Raw genomic sequence first — 18,179 nt, forward strand, 5'->3', positions numbered from 1 at the left:
AAGGCGCGGGAAAAGCGGGCGCGACGTGCGGTGCGCCCGCCCTTCCCCGCCCGCCGGGCCGGGAAAGGACGGGGCAAACGCACCGTCAGGGCACGGTCGGGCGGACGACCGGCAGGTTGGCCAGCTCGGGCTGCGCCTTGAGCTGGGGTTCGACCGTCTTGAGGTCGCCGACGACGACCAGCGTCGCCTTGTCGAGCGGCAGGTTGGTCGCCACCGCCGCCTGCATCTGGGAGGGCGTCACCGCGAGCACGGCGGGGACATAGCGTTCGGTCCAGTCGGCGGGCAGGCCGAGCACGTCGCGCTGGGTGAGCGTCGACACCACCGCCGCCGCGGTCGAATTGCGGATCGCGAAGCTGCCCGCCATATAGGTGCGGATGCCGCGCGCCTCGTCCTCGCCCGGCGCCTCGGTCTGCATCCGGCGGACCTCCTTGAACACCTCGTGCAGCGCCGCGCCGGTGTCCTTGGTCGTCACATCGGCCTCGAACGCCCACAGCGCCTCGCCCGGGTTGAAGTCGATCCCCGACCCCGGCGAATAGGTATAGCCCTTGTCCTCGCGGATATTGGTGGTGATGCGCGAGCTGAACGCGCCGCCGAGCAGGTCGTTGGCGACGCGCATCGGAATGTCGCCCGCACTGCCGGCAACCGGCGCGTCATAGACGAGCCGCAGCGTCGTCTGCGGCGCGCCCGGTCGGTCGACCAGCACCAGCTTCGGCCCCGGCTGATGCGGCGCGTCGATCCGCGTTGGCGCCGGCCCCGCGGCCCATCCGCCGAACACGCGCGTCACCGCCGCCTTCACCGCCGCCGCGTCGAACCGGCCGGCGATGTAGAGGCTGGCGCGCTTCGCCCCGAACTGGTCGCGATAGAAGCTGCGCACCGCGTCGATCGAATAGCCCTGGAGCTGCGCCGGCGTCGGCACCACGCGGCCAAAGGGATGGTCGGGGCCATAGACGGTGCGAACCATCGCGATGTTCGCCAGCGTCCCCGGCTGCGACAGCGCGACCGACAGGTTGCGGCCCAGATTGGCCTTCACGCGGGCCAGCGCGTCGGCGGGCAGGTCCGCGCGCATCGCCACGTCGCCGATCAGCGCGATCGCGTCGGCGGCATGTTCGGACAGCACGTCCATGCGGACGCTGGTGCCGAGCAGCCCCGCCCCGACATCGAGGTCGCTGCCCATCGCCGCCGCCGCGGTCGCCAGATCGGCCGCCGACCGGCCGCCCGCACCCTCGCGCATCATCTCGGCGGTCAGCCGGGCGAGCCACGGCTGGGGCGCCATCGCGTCGCCCGCGCCGATGCGCAGCGACACCACCGTCTTGGGCGCGACGCCATAGGGGATCAGCGTCACCGTCATGCCGTTGGGCAGCGTGAAGCGTTCGGACGCGGGAAGCGTGAACGGCTTGGGATCGGCGATCGGCGGCGCGGGCGGGAACGCATCGGCCGCCGGCGCCTGGGCCTGACCTTGCGCAAACGCCGGCACCGCGGGGATCGCGGCGGTCGCCGCCAGCAGGATCGCGAACAGACCGGGCTTCATCACTTGCCTCCCTTCGGCGCGGCGCCCGGCTCGATGACATAGATCGAGCGATTGGTGCGCCGCAGATATTCCTGTGCGGTCTTCTGGATCAGTGCGGGCGTCACCTTGGCAAAGCCCTGTTCGATGCGGTTGACCGCCTCGGGATCGCGATCGAACAGCGCATGGACCGCCAGCAGGTCGATCAGCCCGATGCGCCCCGCCCCGTCGATCGTGCTGTAGAGCGACGAACGCAGCTTGGTCCGCGCGCGCTCCAGCTCGGCCGCGCTCACCGGATGCGTGCGCAGATCCTCGATCACCGCGTCGACCGTGCGCGTGATCGCCTCGGTGCTGTGCGACGGATCGTGGACGAAGCTGAAGCTCCACAGCATCGGCCCGCGATAGTTGAACATGTTGCCCAGGTCGGCATTGATCCCGCCGCTCACCTCGCCGGCGATGCCGGTTTCCTGCACCAGCTTGCGATAAAGGCGGCTGTCGTTGCCCTGGACGAGGATCTGGTCGATCAGTCCCATCGCATACCATTCGGGCGTCCCGCGTTCGGGGACGTGATAGCCCGCGGCATAGCCGGGCTTGGGCGCCAGCGCGTCGACGCGGCTCTTGAACTTTTCGGCGGTCTGGCGCGGCTCGGCAATGTCGGGCAGCGCGACCGGCTGCGCCGCCGGGATGGCGGTGAAATATTTCTCCACCATCGCGCGCGTCGCGGCATAATCAATGTCGCCCGCGATCACGAGCACGGCGTTGTTCGGGCGATAGAACTGGCGCGAGAAGCTCTGGGCGTCGGCAACGGTCGCCGACTCGATCTCCTTCAGGTCGCCATAGAAATTGTGGCTGTTGTACCAGTTGGTGTTGGCGAGCATCGGCAGGTCGATCCACGGCCAGGTGCTGTACGGCTGGTTGAGCACGTTGACCTTGACCTCGTTGCCGACGACGCCCTGCTGGTTCTTCAGCACGACATCGTCGATCACCGGGTTCGCCATCCGGTCGGCCTCGAGCCACAGCATCCGCTCGAGCGCGCCCGACGGCACGATCTCGTAATAGTTGGTATAGTCGAACCGGGTCGACCCGTTGTTGAACCCGCCGGCATTGGTGATCGTGGTGTCGAACACGCCCTTGGGCGCGTGCTTCGACCCCTGGAACATCAGATGTTCGAACAGATGCGCAAAGCCGGTGCGGTCGCGCGGCTCCACCCGAAAGCCGATGCCGTAATAGACGCCCACCGTCACCGTCGGCGCGACATTGTCCTTGCTCAGCACGACGCGCAGCCCGTTGGGCAGCGTGAAATATTGCAGATCGACCTTGAGCTGCTGCGTCGCCGCGCGCGGAGCCTGCGCGGACGCCGGGGTGGAGAGCGCAGTCGCGGCAAGCGCGAGCGCAAGGCTCCATGGCTTCATTCGGGGTGCCCTCCCTGGGGGTGAATCACTGTGTGTTACGCTATCAGTACGCCTGGGCGGGGGGAAGGGGGCTTGGTCGCCGGTATTCGGGGGGGCGCGGTTGCGGATTTTCGCCGCGCGGCCCATGCTTGCGCGCATGATCGGTATCGCGCCCTCCGGTCCTGCCCCCCGCCCCGCACGCCTCGCCGGGGTCGAACTCGGCGGGACCAAGTGCATCGTCACGCTTGCCGCCGCCGACGGCTCGCGGATCGAGCAGGTGCGTGTCCCGACCACCACGCCGGCGGAAACGCTCGCCGCGATCGAGGCGGTGCTCGACCGATGGTGGGCCGCGGCGCGTTTCGGGGCGCTCGGCGTCGCGAGTTTCGGACCGATCGCGCTCGACCCGGCGGCGCCCGATTACGGCCATCTGCTCGCGACGCCCAAGCCCGGCTGGGCGGGGGCCGATGTCGGCGCGCGCTTGTCACGGCGCTTTCCCGTGCCCGCCGCGGTCGATACCGACGTCAACGCCGCCGCGCTGGCGGAGATGCGCTGGGGCAGCGGGCGGGGGCTGGCCGATTTTGCGTACATCACGGTCGGAACCGGCATCGGCGTCGGGCTGATCGTCGACGGCCGCCCGCCGCGCGGGATCGGCCATTGCGAACTGGGGCATCTGCGCGTGCCCCGCCGTGCCGACGACGATTTCGGGTCGGCGTGCCGTTTCCACCCCGATTGCGTCGAGGGGCTCGCTTCGGGCACCGCGATCGGTGCCGCGCTCGGCGGCCGGGCGATCGACACGGTGGCGCCCGACGATCCCGTCTGGCGACGCGTCGTCGACGCCCTTGCCTGTCTTTGCCATGCGCTGCGGGCGACCGGCGGTCCGCGCCGCATTGCGCTGGGCGGCGGCGTCATCCTTCGCCAGCCGCACCTGATCGCGCGGATCGACACCGCCTTGCGGGCCAGCCTCAACGGCTACCTCACCCTTCCCGCGCACGACTATCTCGTCCCCGCCGCGCTCGGCGACCAGGCCGGTCCGCTCGGCGCGATCGCATTGGCGCTGGACGCCGCTACCTGACACGCGCGACACGGCCGCCGACATGGCCGCGGGGTCAGGGTTGACGCGCGAACAAATGGCGAACATAACCGCTCGGGATCCCCGTTGAGCACCGGATTCCCAGGGCATTGGCATGGCGCAGTTAGACACGGCCGAAAAACTCTCGATCCTCGCCGATGCGGCCAAATATGACGCATCATGCGCCTCGTCGGGCGCGCGGCGACGCACGTCGCGCGGGGGCAAGGGGGTGGGATCGACGCTCGAGGGCGGCGGTATCTGCCACGCCTATGCCCCCGATGGGCGCTGCATCAGCCTGCTCAAGATTCTGCTGACGAACAGCTGCATCTTCGATTGCCATTATTGCATCAACCGCAAGTCTTCGAACGTCCGCCGCGCGCGGTTCACCGCCGCCGAGGTGGTTGACCTCACGCTCGATTTCTATCGCCGCAACTATATCGAGGGGCTGTTTCTCTCGTCGGGGATCATCCGGTCGCCCGACTATACGATGGAACAGATCGTCGAGGTGGCGCGCAGCCTGCGCGAGGACCATGACTTTCGCGGCTATATCCACCTCAAGACGATTCCCGACGCCGATCCCGCGCTGATCGCGCAGGCGGGACGCCATGCCGATCGCGTCTCGATCAACGTCGAGCTGCCGACGACGCGCGGGCTCGAGCGACTGGCACCCGAAAAGTCGGCGCCCCGGATCGAGGGGGCGATGGGCTTCATGCGCGGCGCGATCGAGGACGGCACCGACGCCCGGCGCCGCTATCGCTCGGCACCGCGCTTCGCGCCGGCGGGCCAGTCGACGCAGATGATCGTCGGCGCCGACGCCGCGACCGATCGCGACATCGTCGCGCGCGCCGCCGCGCTCTATTCGCGCTTCGATCTCCGCCGCGTCTATTATTCGGCGTTCAGCCCGATCCCGGCGGCGAGCGCCGTACTGCCGCTCCAGCGCCCGCCGTTGCTGCGCGAACATCGGCTCTACCAGTCCGACTGGATGGTGCGCTTCTATGCCTATAGTGCGGCGGAGGTGAGCGCCGCGGCCGATCCCGTGACCGGAATGCTCCCGCTCGACATCGACCCCAAGCTCGCCTGGGCGCTGCGGTTTCGCGATCAGTTTCCCGTCGACGTCAACCGCGCCCCGCGCGAGCGGCTGTTGCGCGTGCCCGGGCTCGGCCCGCGCGCGGTCGATGCGATCATCGCCGCCCGGCGCTGGCGGACGCTCCGGCTCGACGATGTCGCGCGGCTCACCGTTTCGGTGAAGAAGCTGCGGCCGTTCCTCGTCACCGCCGACTGGCGCCCCGTCGCGCTTGCCGATGCCGCCGACCTGCGCGCGATGCTGACGCCGCGCCCGCGCCAGCTCGAGCTGTTCGCCGCCTGACGATGCGCGTCGTCCGGCTTGCGGCCGAGGATGATTTCGACGGATGGCGCGGCGCCGCCCGCGCGCTGGTCGCCGGCGGCGTACCCGCGCAGGACGTGCTGTGGCAGGTCGGCGACGCGCCCGTCGACCTGTTCGGCGGCGACGCGACGCCGGCCGATGCGGTCGCGGCGCGTGACGGGGCGTCTTCGTTCACCGTCCCGCGCGACTTCCTCGCGCTTGCCGCGCGCGCGATCCTGCATCGCACGCCCGAACGATTTGCGCTGCTCCACGCCCTGTTGAGCCGCGTCGCGGCGCGGCCGGCGCTGCTGCGCGATCGGGCCGACCCGGCGGTGGCGCGGATCGTTGCGCTCGCCCAGGCGGTGTCGCGCGACATCCACAAGATGCGTGCCTTTGTCCGCTTTCGCGAGGTCGAGGACGCGGGCGCGCGTCGCTACGTCGCCTGGTTCGAGCCCGAGCACCACATCCTGCGCGCCAATGCCGCCTTCTTCGTCGATCGTTTCGCCAACATGCGCTGGTCGATCCTGACGCCGCGGGGGACGCTCCACTGGGACGGCGCGCGCCTGGCCGAAGGGCCGCCCGCCGAACGCGGCGATGCGCCGGGCGACGACCCGGTCGAGGCGGTATGGAAGACCTATTATGCCGCGATCTTCAACCCCGCCCGGCTGATGCCGCGCGCGATGCTGAAGGAGATGCCGCGCAAATACTGGCACAACCTGCCCGAAACCGCGCTGATCCCGTCGTTGATCGCGGGTGCCCGCGCGCGCGAACGCGCGATGCTCACGGCGCCGCCGTCCGCCCCCGCCCCGGCAGGCGCCGCGCGACCCGCCAGCCTGGCGCTGCTCGCGCGCGAGGCCGGATCATGCCGGCGCTGCCCGCTCTGGCAACCGGCGACGCAGACGGTATTCGGCGAAGGGCCGGCCGACGCTGAAATCATGGTCGTCGGCGAACAGCCCGGCGATCAGGAGGATCTGGCCGGCCGTCCCTTTGTCGGCCCCGCGGGTGAATTGTTCGACCGTGCGCTCGTCGAGGCCGGGATCGACCGCGCCCGGCTTTATGTCACCAATGCAGTCAAGCATTTCAAGTTCGAACCGCGCGGGCGCCGGCGCCTGCACGCGCGGCCGTCGAGCGGCGAGGTCGAGGCGTGCCGCTGGTGGCTCGACCAGGAACGCGCGCTGCTTCGCCCCCGGCTCGTCATCGCCATGGGAACGACGGCCGCGCGCGCGCTTACCGGCCGGCAAGTCGCCGTCGCCGCCGAGCGCGGGCGTCCGCACGCACGCGACGACGGAAGCACGCTGTGGATCACGGTCCACCCCAGCCACCTGCTCCGCCTCCCCGACCCCGCCGCGGCGGCCGATGCGTTCGCAGACTATGTCGCGGACCTGCGCGCGGCGGTGGCGGGGCTCCGCGGGGACGGCTGAGCGGATCGGGGGCTTGCGCGTCCCGCGCAAACCGGCTTGGGCTGGCGCGCCCCACCCCTGCTGCCTTGAGGTGCCCGCGCGTGCTTCGTTCCTTTCTTGCGATCTTCGAACCCTTCGTCCTCGCGCTGCTCGGCACGGTGCTCGTCGCGTCGTTCGTTCCGGCGCGCGGCGCGGCCGTGCCGGTGTTCGAAGGGATCACCGACGCCGCGATCGTGCTGCTGTTCTTCCTGCACGGCGCCAAGCTGTCGCGTGAGGCGATCGTCACCGGCGCGCGGGCGTGGCGGCTGCATCTTGCGGTGTTCGCGACCACCTTCATCGTCTTTCCGCTGCTCGGGCTCGCGGTCGGCGCGATCCCCGTGCTGCCCCCCGCGCTCGCGGCGGGGATGCTGTTCCTGACGCTGCTGCCCTCGACGGTGCAGTCGTCGATCGCCTTCACCGCGATCGCGCGCGGCAATGTCGCGGCGGCGGTGTGCAGTGCGTCCTTCTCCAACCTGATCGGGATCGTCATCACGCCGCTGCTCGTCGCGCTGCTGATGACGCACGGGTCGGCCGGCGCCGGGCTCTCGCTCGATTCGGTCGAAAGCATCGCGCTTCAGTTGCTGCTGCCCTTCACGGCGGGACACCTGCTGCGCCCGTGGATCGGCGGCTTTGTCGGCCGTCACCGCCGTCTGCTCGGGCTGGTCGACCGGGGTTCGATCCTGCTCGTCGTCTACACGGCGTTCGGCGCCGCGGTGGTCGAGGGGCTGTGGCATCAGGTCAGCCTCGGCACGCTCGGCTGGATCGTGCTGCTCTGCTGTGCGCTGCTCGGACTGGTACTGGGCTTTACCCACTGGCTCGCCGGCCGGCTCGGCTTCGCGCGCGAGGATGCGGTGGTGCTGCTCTTCTGCGGGTCGAAGAAAAGCCTCGCCTCGGGCGTGCCGATCGCGGGCGTGCTGTTTCCGGTGGCGCAGATCGGCAGTATCGTCCTGCCGCTGATGCTGTTCCACCAGATCCAGCTCATCGCCTGCGCGGTGATCGCGCGCCGCATGGGCGCCGCCGCCAATCGCGCCGAAGCGATCGACACGCAGGGTTATTGAACCCGCCCCCGCTGCGTCAGACGAGCACGTCGCGCCGCCGGAGCGCCGCGGACACATCGGCATCGAGCACGCACACCAGGTTGCGCAGCCCGCCGCGATTGGTGTGGTTGGTGCGATACCCCTCGTAAAAGCGCGAGAGATAGCCCGCGCGTTCAAGCTCGGTGACCACGCGGCTGAAATTGTCGGCGCCCGTCGCACGGACATGCGCCTCGACCGCGGCATCGACGATGCGCTGCGCCTCGATCAGGTCGTCGGGCAGTTCGTCCGCCAGCGCCTCACGTACGCGCGCCTCCAGCGCCTTGCGCCGCCGGCTCCGCCCCGAAAGCCGCGACAACCGCTTGCCGACCCAGGCGCGCAGCGGCAGCACCTCGCCCTCGTCCTGCACGAACGGCCCGACACGCGCGCCCGGCCCGGCCTGTTCGGCGAGCAGGTTGAGCACCGCAAAGGCATAGCGCGGGCGCGCCGACACCTCAGAAAGCCGGTCGAGGATCTGCCCCACATTGGTCGCCGATTTCGCCATGGCTGCCGATCTCCGCTGCGCTGCTCGTGTAGGATTCCTTGGCCAGCCCGGCCGCAGATTGCAAGCGCCCCAAATCCTACAAACCTGTCGTAATGACAGTTTGCCTGAAGCGAACCACCAAGCCCCGACACCAAAACCAACCGCCAACCCCACCCCAGCAGCAAGACAAGAACCAAGCCCCAAACACTGCTCACCAACGAAAGGTTTTCGACTTTCGGCAAACTGTCATTGTGGCAGTACCCGTGATCCGTCGACTTTGGACGCCGCGAATGACAATCCGCCCCCCTTCCCACGCCGATCCGGAATATTGTGCGCCCGAACGATCGGTCAGCCGCGTTCGCCGGAGCGGTGCTCCGTCGGCGAGGGATGCACCATCCGCGACAGCCTCCCCGCCGAGCACGGCCGTGCCGCCGGGCCAGACCAGCGCGGGCTTTCACGCGTCGGCCGCTTCGCGACGCCGCAAGATCCGTCCCGCGCAGGAGAACGACACGACGAATACCAACGCCCATGCCGGCATCAGCGCGAACACGGTTTCGGCCCAGCGCGATGCACCGCATCACCGCCCGCCGCGGCAGGCCTCAATCGGGTCGCGCGCGATCACCGGCTCCACGCCGGGATCGGCGCGCCGCCGCGGCTCGGCCCCGCGGCGGCGCCTTCCGTCAGAACGCTGCGCGCAGCATGAAGCGGACGGTGCGGCCCGGCATCACGACATCGTCCTTGTTGAACGCCGACGCATTGCGGATCACGGCGTCGGTCAGGTTCTGGCCGACCACCGCCAGCTCCAGCCCGGGATGCGTCTTGAACGGCCGCACCGCCGCCTGCGCGCTCAGCGCGTCATATCCCGCGGTCGCGGTGTCGAAGACGCCGAACTTGTCCTGCCGCCCCACATGCATCAGCAGGAACCCCGCATCGACGCGCTCGCTCGTCCACGACAGCCCGCCGCCGATCCGATAGGGCGGGATCCGCGGCACATTGTCGCCGTCGTCGAGCTTGGCGCGGGTATAGTCGCCCAGCACGCGCGCCTCCAGCCCGCCCGCCGCGGTCCGGATCACGCGATAATGCGCCTCGCCCTCGACGCCCCAGAACCGCGCGCCCTGCTGACCATAGATCAGCTCCTTCAAATCGCCCGCATCGCCCGGCGCGCACACGCCGTCGTCGTCGCATGTCCGCCCGGTGAGATTGCCGTAGATATAGTTGTGGAACCAGGTGCCATAGACGCTGCCCGCAAAGCGGAAGCGCCCCGTCTCGACGCGCACCGTTCCCTCCAGCGAATTGGCGCGCTCGATCTTCAGCCGGGGGTCGCCGGTCTCGAACGTCTGCGGTCCGTCGTGCCCGCCGCGCGCGAACAGTTCGGTGATCGCCGGCGCGCGGCCCGTGCTCGAAAAGGTGACGCCCAGCTTCACGCCCGGTGCCGCGTCGAACAGCGCGCCGACCGCGCCGCTCACCGGGGTAAAATCGCGCCGGGTGAACAGTCCGGACGCGGGCGTGCCCTCGATATGCACCGTCTCGACGCGCCCGCTCGCCTGCAGATGAAGCGCGCCGACCGGCACTTCGGTGAACAGATAGGCGGCCTCGCTCTGCGACGTCGCGGGTGCCAGATAGGCGCTGTCCTCGCCGATCGCCGAAAAGTCGCGATGGCTCACCTGGACGCCCAGCGCCGTCTTGTCCAGAAAGCCGACGCGGCCGAACAACAGCTCGGCATGGCTGTCGAACTCCTTGTTCCGGAACGTCGTGTTGACCGATCCGTCGGGGTTCTTCTCCTGGTGCTGGTAATCGCCATAACTCGCGTCGACGTCGAGCGACCGGAGCACGCCGTCGCCCAGCGCGAACGACGATCGGCCGATCACCTTGGTCTGGTGCATGTCGATATAGGCGGTGTCGGCGGGGATGCCGTACTGGCTGTCATAATGGATCACCGCCGCGCCGACATGGCTGTCCTTGTCCGCGCCGAAGAAATAGCTGCCGCCCAGCGATCCGCCCCAGCCGCGCAGGAACGAATTGCCCTGCCGTCCCAGCGGCGTGTCGTAATCGTCCGCATGGCGATAAAAGCCGTCGGCGTGGAGCGCCACGTCGCCGCTGCGCGCGTCGATCAGCCCGGCGGTCTGCCAGGTGTCGGCGTTGGTGCCATAGCTGCCGCTCCACTCGCCGGTCAGCGGCTTGGTCGGCAGGTCGGTCGGCACGCGGTTGTTGAGCACGTTGACGACCCCGCCGATCGCCTGGCTGCCGTAACGCAGCGTCGCCGCGCCGCGCACCACCTCGATCCGCTGCGCCGAGAGCGGGTCGATCGGCACGCCGTGGTCGGGGCCGATATCGGAAACGTCGGACGCGCTGCTGCCGTCCTCCAGCATCCGCACGCGCGTCGCGTCCATGCCGCGGATGATCGGCCGGCTCGCGCCCGAGGCAAAGCCCGTCCCCGCGATGCCCGGCACCTCGGCGAGCGCGTCGGCGACATTGCCGCCGCCCGCCGTCAGGATCTGGTCGCGGCGGACGGTCGCGACGATCGTCGCCGTGTCCGAACCCAGCGGCGATCCGGTGACGACGATCTCGCGGTTCCTCGCGCCGTCGGGGCCGTCATCGGTATCGGCGGGGGTATCGGCGGGGGCATCGGCGGGCGCCGCCGCAGCCGTGCCGGGGCCGCTCGCGGCCGCGGGACCGGGGACGGCGGGGGCATCGGCCGCGCGGGCCGGTGCGGCGATCAGTGAGGGGGTCAAGGCGGCCGTCAGCGCGGTCAGCGCCGCGCCGGTGCAAAGCAGTTTACGCATCGTTTCGGAACTCCAGGAACTTGGGTGCCGGGGCGTCGGACGCGCCCGGCCACGGCATGGCGCACGGGGCCGCGGCCCCGCGCCATGCGCTTGCGATCGTTCAGGGCTGGAGGATCGGCGGCGCGCGACTGCGCCAGATGTGCGATCGCTGGCGCAGCGCCGCGACCAGCGGGTCAACCGCGGCAAACCAGCGCGCGGCGGGCGGCGGCGGCGTAAAGCTCGCCGGTGCCGCCGCCAGATAATCGCCCGCCGCGACGAGTTCGCGGCACAACGGGCATTCGTCGGGCCTGTCGACCGGGGCCTCGGCCCCGGCGATCCGCGCGCCGCCCGCATCGCCGCGCCCGCTATGGGCGGCGGCACTGCCGCCCATAGCGGGCGCCGGCGCGAGCGTGCGCGTCTCGCCATGCACATGCGTCTGGACGACGAAGCTCTGCGACGAAAAGGCGAGCAGCGCGAGCAGCAGCGCCGCCCATTGCCCGACCCGCAGCCGCCGCATCGCCCACGCACCGCGCCCGCCCGCGCCCTTCGGCGCCGGCATCGCCCGTGCTGCGTTGGTTCGGCGGTTGCGCGTCATGCCCTCGTCACCCGCGCCGGACCTGGCGCTCGGCCTCGGAGCTATGTGACAATGTCACACAAATCAAGCGCGATGATGGGGCCGCCAACGGCCGCCGTGCCCGCAAAGAAGCGGCCCGTTCGCCCGGGAGATGGCGAACGGGCCGAGCGGGGCGCGCACGCCCCTCCGGATGGCGAAGGTCAGCCGACGAGCAGATGGCGGAGCAGCGCCGCGCCCGCCACTTCGCGCGCCGCCGACCGGCTGGCGGCATCGACCGCGACGCCCAGCACCGCGCCGAAGAACAGGAAGCTGCCGATCGCCTGCCCCGCCTCGGCCAGGCTCGGCGCGTCGCTGCCCGGGCCGTACAGCGCGCCGGGGCGGGTGATGTCGGCTTCCTTCTGCGTCACCACCTGATCGAGCTCGGTCCGCCACCCCGCGGCGCTTTCATGGACGGTGAAGCCGTCGCGATGCACGGCGTCGAGCACCGCGCCGTTGGTCGACACGCTCACCGACAGGTCACCCAGCTCGTTCTGGCTCAGCCCGTCGATCACCACCGCGTTGTCGCCGCGCGTCACCACCACCTGCGCGGCGTAATAAACATTGGGATTGCCCTTCGCCGCCTCGGTTTTGATCGTCAGCTTGGTGCCGTTGTCGAGCTCGAAGGTGGTGGTGCCATAGAAATCGAACTGGCGCTTGCCGTTCACGTCGACATGCGGGTCGCCCCACACGCGCGTGCGCTGGCCGGTCTTGTCGTTGAAAATCGTCATCTCGCTGCTGCGCTCGTCGATCTCGAGCCGGTATCCGTCGCCCAGGTCGACCTTGGCAGTGTGCTGTCCCGTCACCTGCGCGGTAAAGGCGGCGACCGGCTGGATCTGGCTCGGCAGCGCGCCCGCCGCCAGCTTGCCCATCTGGATCAGATACGCGGCCGGCAGCGCCGCCAGCGCCAGCGGACCGGCGTTCAACGGCTGCATCGCGCTCGCCATGATGCCCGCGGCGCCCATCAACTGCGCGCTGTTGCCCAGCAGTTCGGCGCTCGCGGCGAATTGCGCGCCGAAAGACGCCGCTGCATTGCCCGAAACCATCGTCATGCCCCTGTTCCTCCTCGCGTTGCGCTGGCCGGAAGCGGCCATTCCATGCCTTGGCGTCGCACAGGCGCGGGGGCGCCACACTCGACGGATCGATGAGGCCATCTAAACGAATCGTCTAGCGACGGGCGCGCGCGGCCATGGCATCCCGCCGTCGACCAATCCCCCGTCCGACCGGGCCACAAGCGAGACGCCGATGAGTATCTCCCCCGCCATCCAGCGCCCCGACAGCATCAACCCGATCGGCCCGCTTGCGCAGCGCGCCGGGCATCCGCCGATCGCCGCGCTCCGCGATGTTCCCGCGCGCGAGCTGCTCGCCTGGGCGCAGCCCCAGCCTGCACAGGTCGCACCGCCGCGCGTCGAGCCGACGCGGATCGACGGCGCGACCGCCGCGGCACCGGCCACGCCCGCTGCCGCTGCCGGTGCCGGTGCTGCCGCGCCCTCGACGCACGAACTCGCGCTGATGGCGGCCGACGTCTATCACGACATCCCCGCGCCGCCGCCGGGCTATCGCGTCGCGGGCGACGCCGACCTGGCGCGCATCGGGCTCGATCCGGCAAACCTGTCGTCGCCCGAAAGCGCGTTCCGCGCCCACGTCTATGTCCGCGACACCGCTCAGGGCACCCGGTTCGTCGTCAGCTTTCGCGGCTCGACCGACGCCAGCGACTGGAAAGCCAATGCCCAGCAGGCGCTCGGGCTGCCGTCCGACCAGTATTCGCGCGCGCTGATGATCGCCCGTGCGATCGGCCGTCATCCGGAAGCCGATGTGACGATCACCGGCCACTCGCTCGGCGGCGGGCTCGCCTCGGCCGCGGCGCTGGCCAGCGGGCGCAGCGCGACCACGTTCAACGCCGCCGGGCTCAGCGATGCGACGATCCGCCAGGCCGAAGCGATCCGGTCGGCCAATGGCGGCGCGCCCGAACCCGCGATCGCCGCCTTCTATGTCCGCGGCGAGGTGCTGTCGGCGCTTCAGGACGGCGGCGACCGCGTCGTCGGCGCGCTGCTGGGCGGGCTCGTCGGCGGTATTCTCGCCGATGCGCCCGAAGCCTATGGCACGCGGATCGGGCTCGACGCGGTGCGCCCCCAGGGAACGCACTGGTATCAGGACAATCCGGTCGCGCGCCACGGCATGGACTGGGTGCTGAGCAGCCTTGGCGCCAATTGACGCGCGCGCCCGCCGCCCGGTACACCGGCGGCCGATGACGATGCGCCTGTGCCTCGCGACCGCGACGTTGCTGGCGCTGGCGCCAACCGGGGGATGCATGGCCCGCGAACCTTCGTGCTTTACCAGGCGCCCTTCGGTCGTGCTGCCCGATCGCAACCGGGTGCTCACCAATCTCACGCACGGCGCCGCCGGCCAGGCGCTCGCCGAGGCGATTCTCGACGGACGGCTCGACGATGCCCGCGCGATGCTGCGCCACGATCCGCGGCTGATCGACACCGCCGTTCGCCCCGACCCGCGGATGCCGCAACAGCCCGCGGGGCAATATGGCGACCTTCTCACCTTTGCCGTCGCGCGGTGCGACGGCGACGCGATCGCGATGCTGCTGGGGGCGGGAATGTCCGCCAACGGCGTTCGTCCCGGCGGCGCGCTGTCGCTCGCGGTGCTCGCCGACACGCCGGCGCTGGCCGAACAGTTGCTCGGCGCCGGTGCGTCGCCCGATCCGCAGGCATTGCCCGGCGGCGAGGATCCGATGCGCAGCGCGATCGCCTTCTCCAATCTCGGCGCGGTGATGACCTTGCTGCGCCACGGCGCCGATCCGCGCTGGACCGACCGTTTCGGCGTCGACCGCGTCCGGCTCGCGCTCGATGCCGAGCAGGCGGTGATCGCCGAACTGCTCGTCGAACATGGCGGCACGTTGTTCGGCGTCGCCGAGGACGGCAGCACCGCCGCGCACCTGCTTGCCGAACCCGCGCTGATCTTCAACGACGCCGAACAGCGTGCCGCGCGCGATCGGCTCCGCGCGCGCGCCGAACGCGGGCCGCTCGGCTGGCCGCTTCCCGACCGGGCGACGATCCGCGCCCGCATCGCCGCCGGGGAGTGGCCGACACCGGCCCAGGCACAGGCCGGGCTGCACATCGCCCCCGCGCTCCGCGACCGCCTCCGCGCCGCCGCCGCGACGACGCACTGAGCCCAGCCGCACGCCCACCCGCACGCACGCACGCACCGCGCTGCAACATTCCTCGTGCTATGGTCACATTAGTTACACAAACCCGGCCTAGGCGCGCCCTACCGCCAGCGTAACGGCAGTATCAATTCAATATTGCCAGATAATCTCGACGCCCTTCACGGGCGAACGGGTCGCAAAAGGCGTGCATATTCGGGGGAATATTGTCATGCGCACGACTTATTCGGCGCATCCGCTGTTCATGGGCGGGTGCCGGCTGTTCTTTACTGCAAGCCTTCTGTCGATCGCCAGCGCCGCGCTTGCCGCGCCGGCAGCCGATCCGGTGCCCGCGAGCGATCCCGCCGCCGCCGATCAGCAGGCCGCCACCGCCACTGCCACCGCCGACGCGCCCGGCGAGATCGTCGTGGTCGCACGCAAGCGCGCCGAAAACGTCCAGCAGGTGCCGATCCCCGTCACCGTCATCGGCGGCGCCGAGCTGACGCGCCAGAACCTCGTCAACTTCACCAACTTCCAGAACAAGTTTCCGGCCTTCTCGGTCTATCTGACCAATCCGAAACAGCTCAATCTCGGCATCCGCGGCATCGGCAACAACGGCTTCAACACCGACGGCATCGACGGGTCGGTGGGCGTGTTCGTCGACGGCGTCTATACCGGCCGTCAGGGGATGGTCTCGAACGATTTCAACGACATCGCCGATGTCGAGCTGCTCCGCGGCCCGCAGGGAACGCTGTTCGGCAAGAACACCACCGCCGGCGCGGTCATCATCAACACGCTCAAGCCCAGCTTCGATTTCGGCGCCAGTGCCGAAGCGAGCGTCGGCAATTTCGGCTTCCACGAGTTCAAGGCCGGGATCACCGGCCCGATCGTCGCCGACAAGCTCGCCGCGCGCATCTCCGCCTTCTACAGCGATCGCGACGGCACCTATCCCAACCTGTTCAACGGCCAGGCCCAGAACGGGCGTCAGGGCTGGGGCGTGCGCGCGCAGTTGCTCGCGACGCCTGCCGACAATCTTTCGGTCCGGCTGATCGGCACGCACGGGCACCAGCAGTTCCCGACGATGTCGCCGGTGATCCTGTCGGTCTACAACCCCGCCGCGCTTCAGGCGCGGATGGCCGCGGCGGGCTATACGCTCACCACCAGCAACGCGCGCGATCGTCAGGTCAACATCAACAGCCCGCTCAACGCGCGCACCACCTTCGATTCGGTCAGCGGGCATCTCGACTGGGGGCTGGGCAGCGCGGGCGATCTCACCGCGATCACCGCCTATGAAAACTGGTCGTGCTTCACCAACAACGACAACGACTATACCCAGCTCGACGCGATTTCGGACTATGGCTCGTGCAACAAGGAACGCCAGTTCTCGCAGGAACTGCGCTGGGCCAGCGCGCGCGATCGTCCGGTCGAGGCGACCGTCGGCGGCTTCCTCAGCCGTCAGCGGCTCCAGGTCGACTCGCGCGTCCGTTTCGGCAGCCAGTATCACATCTGGGCGGCCAACCCCTCGGCGACGCGCTTCCCCGCGATCAACGGCAAAACCTGGGCGCAGGGGGCCTATGCCGCCGCGCTCACCGGCGCGGGCTTCGACAGCCAGGCGGTGTTCGAAACCGATACCGAGGCGCTGTTCGGCAACGTCACCTGGCATCCCGACGCCGCGCGCCGGCTCGCGTTCGACATCGGCCTGCGCCAGACCTGGGAACGCCGCTCGCAGCTTTACGACGGCCGCGTCGCCGCCAATCCCGGCGGGCTCAGCGCGGCGCAGCTCAACGCGCTGTCGCCCAGCGGCGCCAATGCCCAGCTCGGCCATGTCGACACGCATCTGACCGACAGCGCGCTCTCGGGCGAGGTCGGCGTCAGCTACAAGCCCGCGACCGACATCTTCGTCTACGCCAAATATGCGCGCGGCAACAAATCGGCGGGCTTCAACCTGCTGCCCTATAACGACAGCAATCCCGACAGCGGCGTTGCCTCGGCGATCGCGCTCGGCGCCAAGCAGACCGTCGACGGCGAAAAGGCCGACAATTTCGAAATCGGGATCAAGAGCGAGTTCCTCGATCACCGCGTGCTGCTCAACGTCACCGCGTTCCACACATTGGTGCGCGGCTATCAGGCGAACCAGGCGGTCGGCGTCGGCAACACCGCGCTCAAGTTCCTCGCCAATGTCGGCTCGCTCACGTCGAAGGGGGTCGAGGTCGAGGCGCAGACCTGGCTGTTCCCGGGTTTCCACACCAAGGGCTTCGTCGCCTATGACAAGGCGACCTATTCGTCGTTCCACAACTCGGTCTGCCCGGGCCAGGCGACGACGCTCACCTGCGACCTCACCGGTCGCCAGGTCGCCTGGGCGCCCGAATGGACCGCCGACTTCACCGCGGACTATACCGCCGCCGTCACCGACGACGTGAAGCTCTACGGCCTGTTCGACGTCAACTGGCGCAGCAAGCAGAACACGACGATCACGCTCGACCCGGCGGCGGAAATCCGCCCCTATGCCCTCGCCGGGCTGCGCGTCGGCACGCTGCTGATGAAGGACCGGCTCGACCTGCAATTCTGGGTCGAGAACCTGTTCGACAAGGCCTATTTCATCAACCTGCTCGGCTACACCAAGTCGACCGGCGTGGTTCAGGGCTATCCCGGCAACCCCCGCACCTTCGGCGTCACCGCCCGGTTGAAGATGTAGGCGCGGATACCCGACCCGACCGGCCGCGCGTCCCGCATGTGCGGCCGGTCAACGCCGGGACCGGCGCGTTCCCGGCCTTGTCGCCTATGCCGGTTCGCACCGCGCGCGGCGCCGGGCAAAGCCGCCCGATGCGCTCACCGGCGGTTTCCTCTGCGCGGATTGAAGCCGGCGCTTGCGACGCGCTCGCGATAGACGAGCCGCCCCTTGTCCAGGTCATAGGGCGACATCTCCACCTGCACGCGGTCGCCCACCAGCGTCCGGATGCGGTATTTGCGCATCTTGCCCGCGGTATAGACGATGACGCGGTGGCCGTTCTCCAACGCGACCCGGAAGCGCCCGTCGGGAAGCACCTCCTCGACCAGCCCGTCGAGCGTCAGCAGATCTTCCTTGGCCAATCCCGGTTCCTCAGGCAGCCGCGAGCGAAAACGAACCGGCGCCGAGCAGCGCCTGCGCCGCACGGATGCGCTCGGCATAGCCGCGCGCCAGCGCACGGTGCGCATGTCGCGACGCGCTGCACTTGGCGGCGTCGGCGCGGATCAGCGAGATCTGATGGCGCGACAGAAGATAGTCGAGATCCATGGGACAGCTCCGGCCGAATGTAAGCGGGAGCGCATCTGTCTCTCAGCCGCGGGCGC

Annotated in this window: 15 protein-coding genes; 7 read left to right on the top strand and 8 right to left on the bottom strand. The window is 69.8% G+C overall.

The genetic code is table 11. From position 1 onward, the window contains the following. Positions 1–85 precede the first annotated feature (85 nt). A complete protein-coding gene (locus ACT3CF_RS07335) occupies positions 86–1,528 on the bottom strand; it encodes a M16 family metallopeptidase (protein WP_478421593.1) in 1,443 nt (480 codons plus the stop codon). Then, a complete protein-coding gene (locus ACT3CF_RS07340; protein WP_478421594.1) occupies positions 1,528–2,916 on the bottom strand; it encodes a M16 family metallopeptidase in 1,389 nt (462 codons plus the stop codon). Before ACT3CF_RS07340 ends, ACT3CF_RS07335 begins: the two co-directional genes overlap by 1 nt. A 136-nt stretch (positions 2,917–3,052) precedes the next feature. On the opposite strand from ACT3CF_RS07340, the gene ACT3CF_RS07345 reads away from it, so the two are divergent. From ACT3CF_RS07345 to ACT3CF_RS07360, 4 genes are all read left to right on the top strand, one after another. Next, the gene (locus ACT3CF_RS07345; protein WP_478421595.1) at positions 3,053–3,967 is read left to right on the top strand and encodes an ROK family protein; all 915 of its coding nucleotides are present in this window, start codon (positions 3,053–3,055) and stop codon (positions 3,965–3,967) included. Positions 3,968–4,079: 112 nt separating this feature from the next. Beyond that, positions 4,080–5,330 (top strand): putative DNA modification/repair radical SAM protein, encoded by a 1,251-nt coding sequence (locus ACT3CF_RS07350; RefSeq protein ID WP_478421596.1) that lies wholly within the window; start codon positions 4,080–4,082, stop codon positions 5,328–5,330. 2 nt (positions 5,331–5,332) lie between these two features. After that, positions 5,333–6,748, top strand: a complete 1,416-nt coding sequence (locus tag ACT3CF_RS07355; protein WP_478421597.1) for a UdgX family uracil-DNA binding protein — start codon at positions 5,333–5,335, stop codon at positions 6,746–6,748. 80 nt (positions 6,749–6,828) lie between these two features. Beyond that, positions 6,829–7,824 (top strand): bile acid:sodium symporter family protein, encoded by a 996-nt coding sequence (locus ACT3CF_RS07360; RefSeq protein ID WP_478421598.1) that lies wholly within the window; start codon positions 6,829–6,831, stop codon positions 7,822–7,824. 16 nt (positions 7,825–7,840) lie between these two features. On the opposite strand, the gene ACT3CF_RS07365 is transcribed toward ACT3CF_RS07360, so the two are convergent. The 4 genes from ACT3CF_RS07365 to ACT3CF_RS07380 all read right to left on the bottom strand — a co-directional run bounded on the left by ACT3CF_RS07365 (position 7,841) and on the right by ACT3CF_RS07380 (position 12,747). Then, complete coding sequence (locus tag ACT3CF_RS07365) at positions 7,841–8,344, bottom strand: hypothetical protein (RefSeq protein ID WP_478421599.1); 504 nt, start codon at positions 8,342–8,344, stop codon at positions 7,841–7,843. Positions 8,345–9,003: 659 nt separating this feature from the next. Next, positions 9,004–11,106, bottom strand: coding sequence for a TonB-dependent receptor (locus ACT3CF_RS07370; protein ID WP_478421600.1), 2,103 nt, complete (start codon positions 11,104–11,106; stop codon positions 9,004–9,006). Positions 11,107–11,206: 100 nt separating this feature from the next. After that, on the bottom strand, positions 11,207–11,644 hold the full coding sequence (locus ACT3CF_RS07375; protein ID WP_478421601.1) for a hypothetical protein: 438 nt from the start codon (positions 11,642–11,644) through the stop codon (positions 11,207–11,209). A gap of 215 nt (positions 11,645–11,859) precedes the next feature. Beyond that, positions 11,860–12,747 carry a DUF1521 domain-containing protein gene (locus ACT3CF_RS07380; RefSeq protein ID WP_478421602.1) on the bottom strand — a complete coding sequence of 296 codons (888 nt, stop codon included), beginning with the start codon at positions 12,745–12,747 and terminating at the stop codon, positions 11,860–11,862. 193 nt (positions 12,748–12,940) lie between these two features. Here ACT3CF_RS07380 and ACT3CF_RS07385 point away from each other — a divergent pair, with 193 nt between their 5' ends. The 3 genes from ACT3CF_RS07385 to ACT3CF_RS07395 all read left to right on the top strand — a co-directional run bounded on the left by ACT3CF_RS07385 (position 12,941) and on the right by ACT3CF_RS07395 (position 17,544). Continuing rightward, positions 12,941–13,909 carry a Tle-like phospholipase domain-containing protein gene (locus ACT3CF_RS07385; RefSeq protein ID WP_478421603.1) on the top strand — a complete coding sequence of 323 codons (969 nt, stop codon included), beginning with the start codon at positions 12,941–12,943 and terminating at the stop codon, positions 13,907–13,909. Between the two features lie 97 nt (positions 13,910–14,006). Continuing rightward, positions 14,007–14,876 (top strand): hypothetical protein, encoded by an 870-nt coding sequence (locus ACT3CF_RS07390; RefSeq protein ID WP_478421604.1) that lies wholly within the window; start codon positions 14,007–14,009, stop codon positions 14,874–14,876. Positions 14,877–15,081: 205 nt separating this feature from the next. Then, the gene (locus tag ACT3CF_RS07395) at positions 15,082–17,544 is read left to right on the top strand and encodes a TonB-dependent receptor (RefSeq protein WP_478421605.1); all 2,463 of its coding nucleotides are present in this window, start codon (positions 15,082–15,084) and stop codon (positions 17,542–17,544) included. Positions 17,545–17,678: 134 nt separating this feature from the next. Here ACT3CF_RS07395 and infA read toward each other — a convergent pair whose 3' ends face one another. Next, positions 17,679–17,939, bottom strand: a complete 261-nt coding sequence (gene infA, locus ACT3CF_RS07400) for a translation initiation factor IF-1 (protein WP_478421606.1) — start codon at positions 17,937–17,939, stop codon at positions 17,679–17,681. A gap of 10 nt (positions 17,940–17,949) precedes the next feature. Beyond that, the gene (locus tag ACT3CF_RS07405) at positions 17,950–18,123 is read right to left on the bottom strand and encodes a hypothetical protein (RefSeq protein WP_478421607.1); all 174 of its coding nucleotides are present in this window, start codon (positions 18,121–18,123) and stop codon (positions 17,950–17,952) included. Positions 18,124–18,179 lie beyond the last annotated feature (56 nt).

It is taken from the genome of Sphingomonas chlorellae, from assembly GCF_056485145.1.

Coding starts and splice junctions, on each gene's coding strand:
- ACT3CF_RS07335 (WP_478421593.1), bottom strand. CDS start 1,528: ATGAAGCCCGGTCTGTTCGCGATCCTGCTGGCGGCGACCGCCGCGATC.
- ACT3CF_RS07365 (WP_478421599.1), bottom strand. CDS start 8,344: ATGGCGAAATCGGCGACCAATGTGGGGCAGATCCTCGACCGGCTTTCT.
- ACT3CF_RS07375 (WP_478421601.1), bottom strand. CDS start 11,644: ATGCCGGCGCCGAAGGGCGCGGGCGGGCGCGGTGCGTGGGCGATGCGG.
- ACT3CF_RS07355 (WP_478421597.1), top strand. CDS start 5,333: ATGCGCGTCGTCCGGCTTGCGGCCGAGGATGATTTCGACGGATGGCGC.
- ACT3CF_RS07350 (WP_478421596.1), top strand. CDS start 4,080: ATGGCGCAGTTAGACACGGCCGAAAAACTCTCGATCCTCGCCGATGCG.
- ACT3CF_RS07340 (WP_478421594.1), bottom strand. CDS start 2,916: ATGAAGCCATGGAGCCTTGCGCTCGCGCTTGCCGCGACTGCGCTCTCC.
- ACT3CF_RS07385 (WP_478421603.1), top strand. CDS start 12,941: ATGAGTATCTCCCCCGCCATCCAGCGCCCCGACAGCATCAACCCGATC.
- ACT3CF_RS07390 (WP_478421604.1), top strand. CDS start 14,007: ATGGCCCGCGAACCTTCGTGCTTTACCAGGCGCCCTTCGGTCGTGCTG.
- ACT3CF_RS07345 (WP_478421595.1), top strand. CDS start 3,053: ATGATCGGTATCGCGCCCTCCGGTCCTGCCCCCCGCCCCGCACGCCTC.
- ACT3CF_RS07370 (WP_478421600.1), bottom strand. CDS start 11,106: ATGCGTAAACTGCTTTGCACCGGCGCGGCGCTGACCGCGCTGACGGCC.
- ACT3CF_RS07395 (WP_478421605.1), top strand. CDS start 15,082: ATGCGCACGACTTATTCGGCGCATCCGCTGTTCATGGGCGGGTGCCGG.
- ACT3CF_RS07380 (WP_478421602.1), bottom strand. CDS start 12,747: ATGACGATGGTTTCGGGCAATGCAGCGGCGTCTTTCGGCGCGCAATTC.
- ACT3CF_RS07405 (WP_478421607.1), bottom strand. CDS start 18,123: ATGGATCTCGACTATCTTCTGTCGCGCCATCAGATCTCGCTGATCCGC.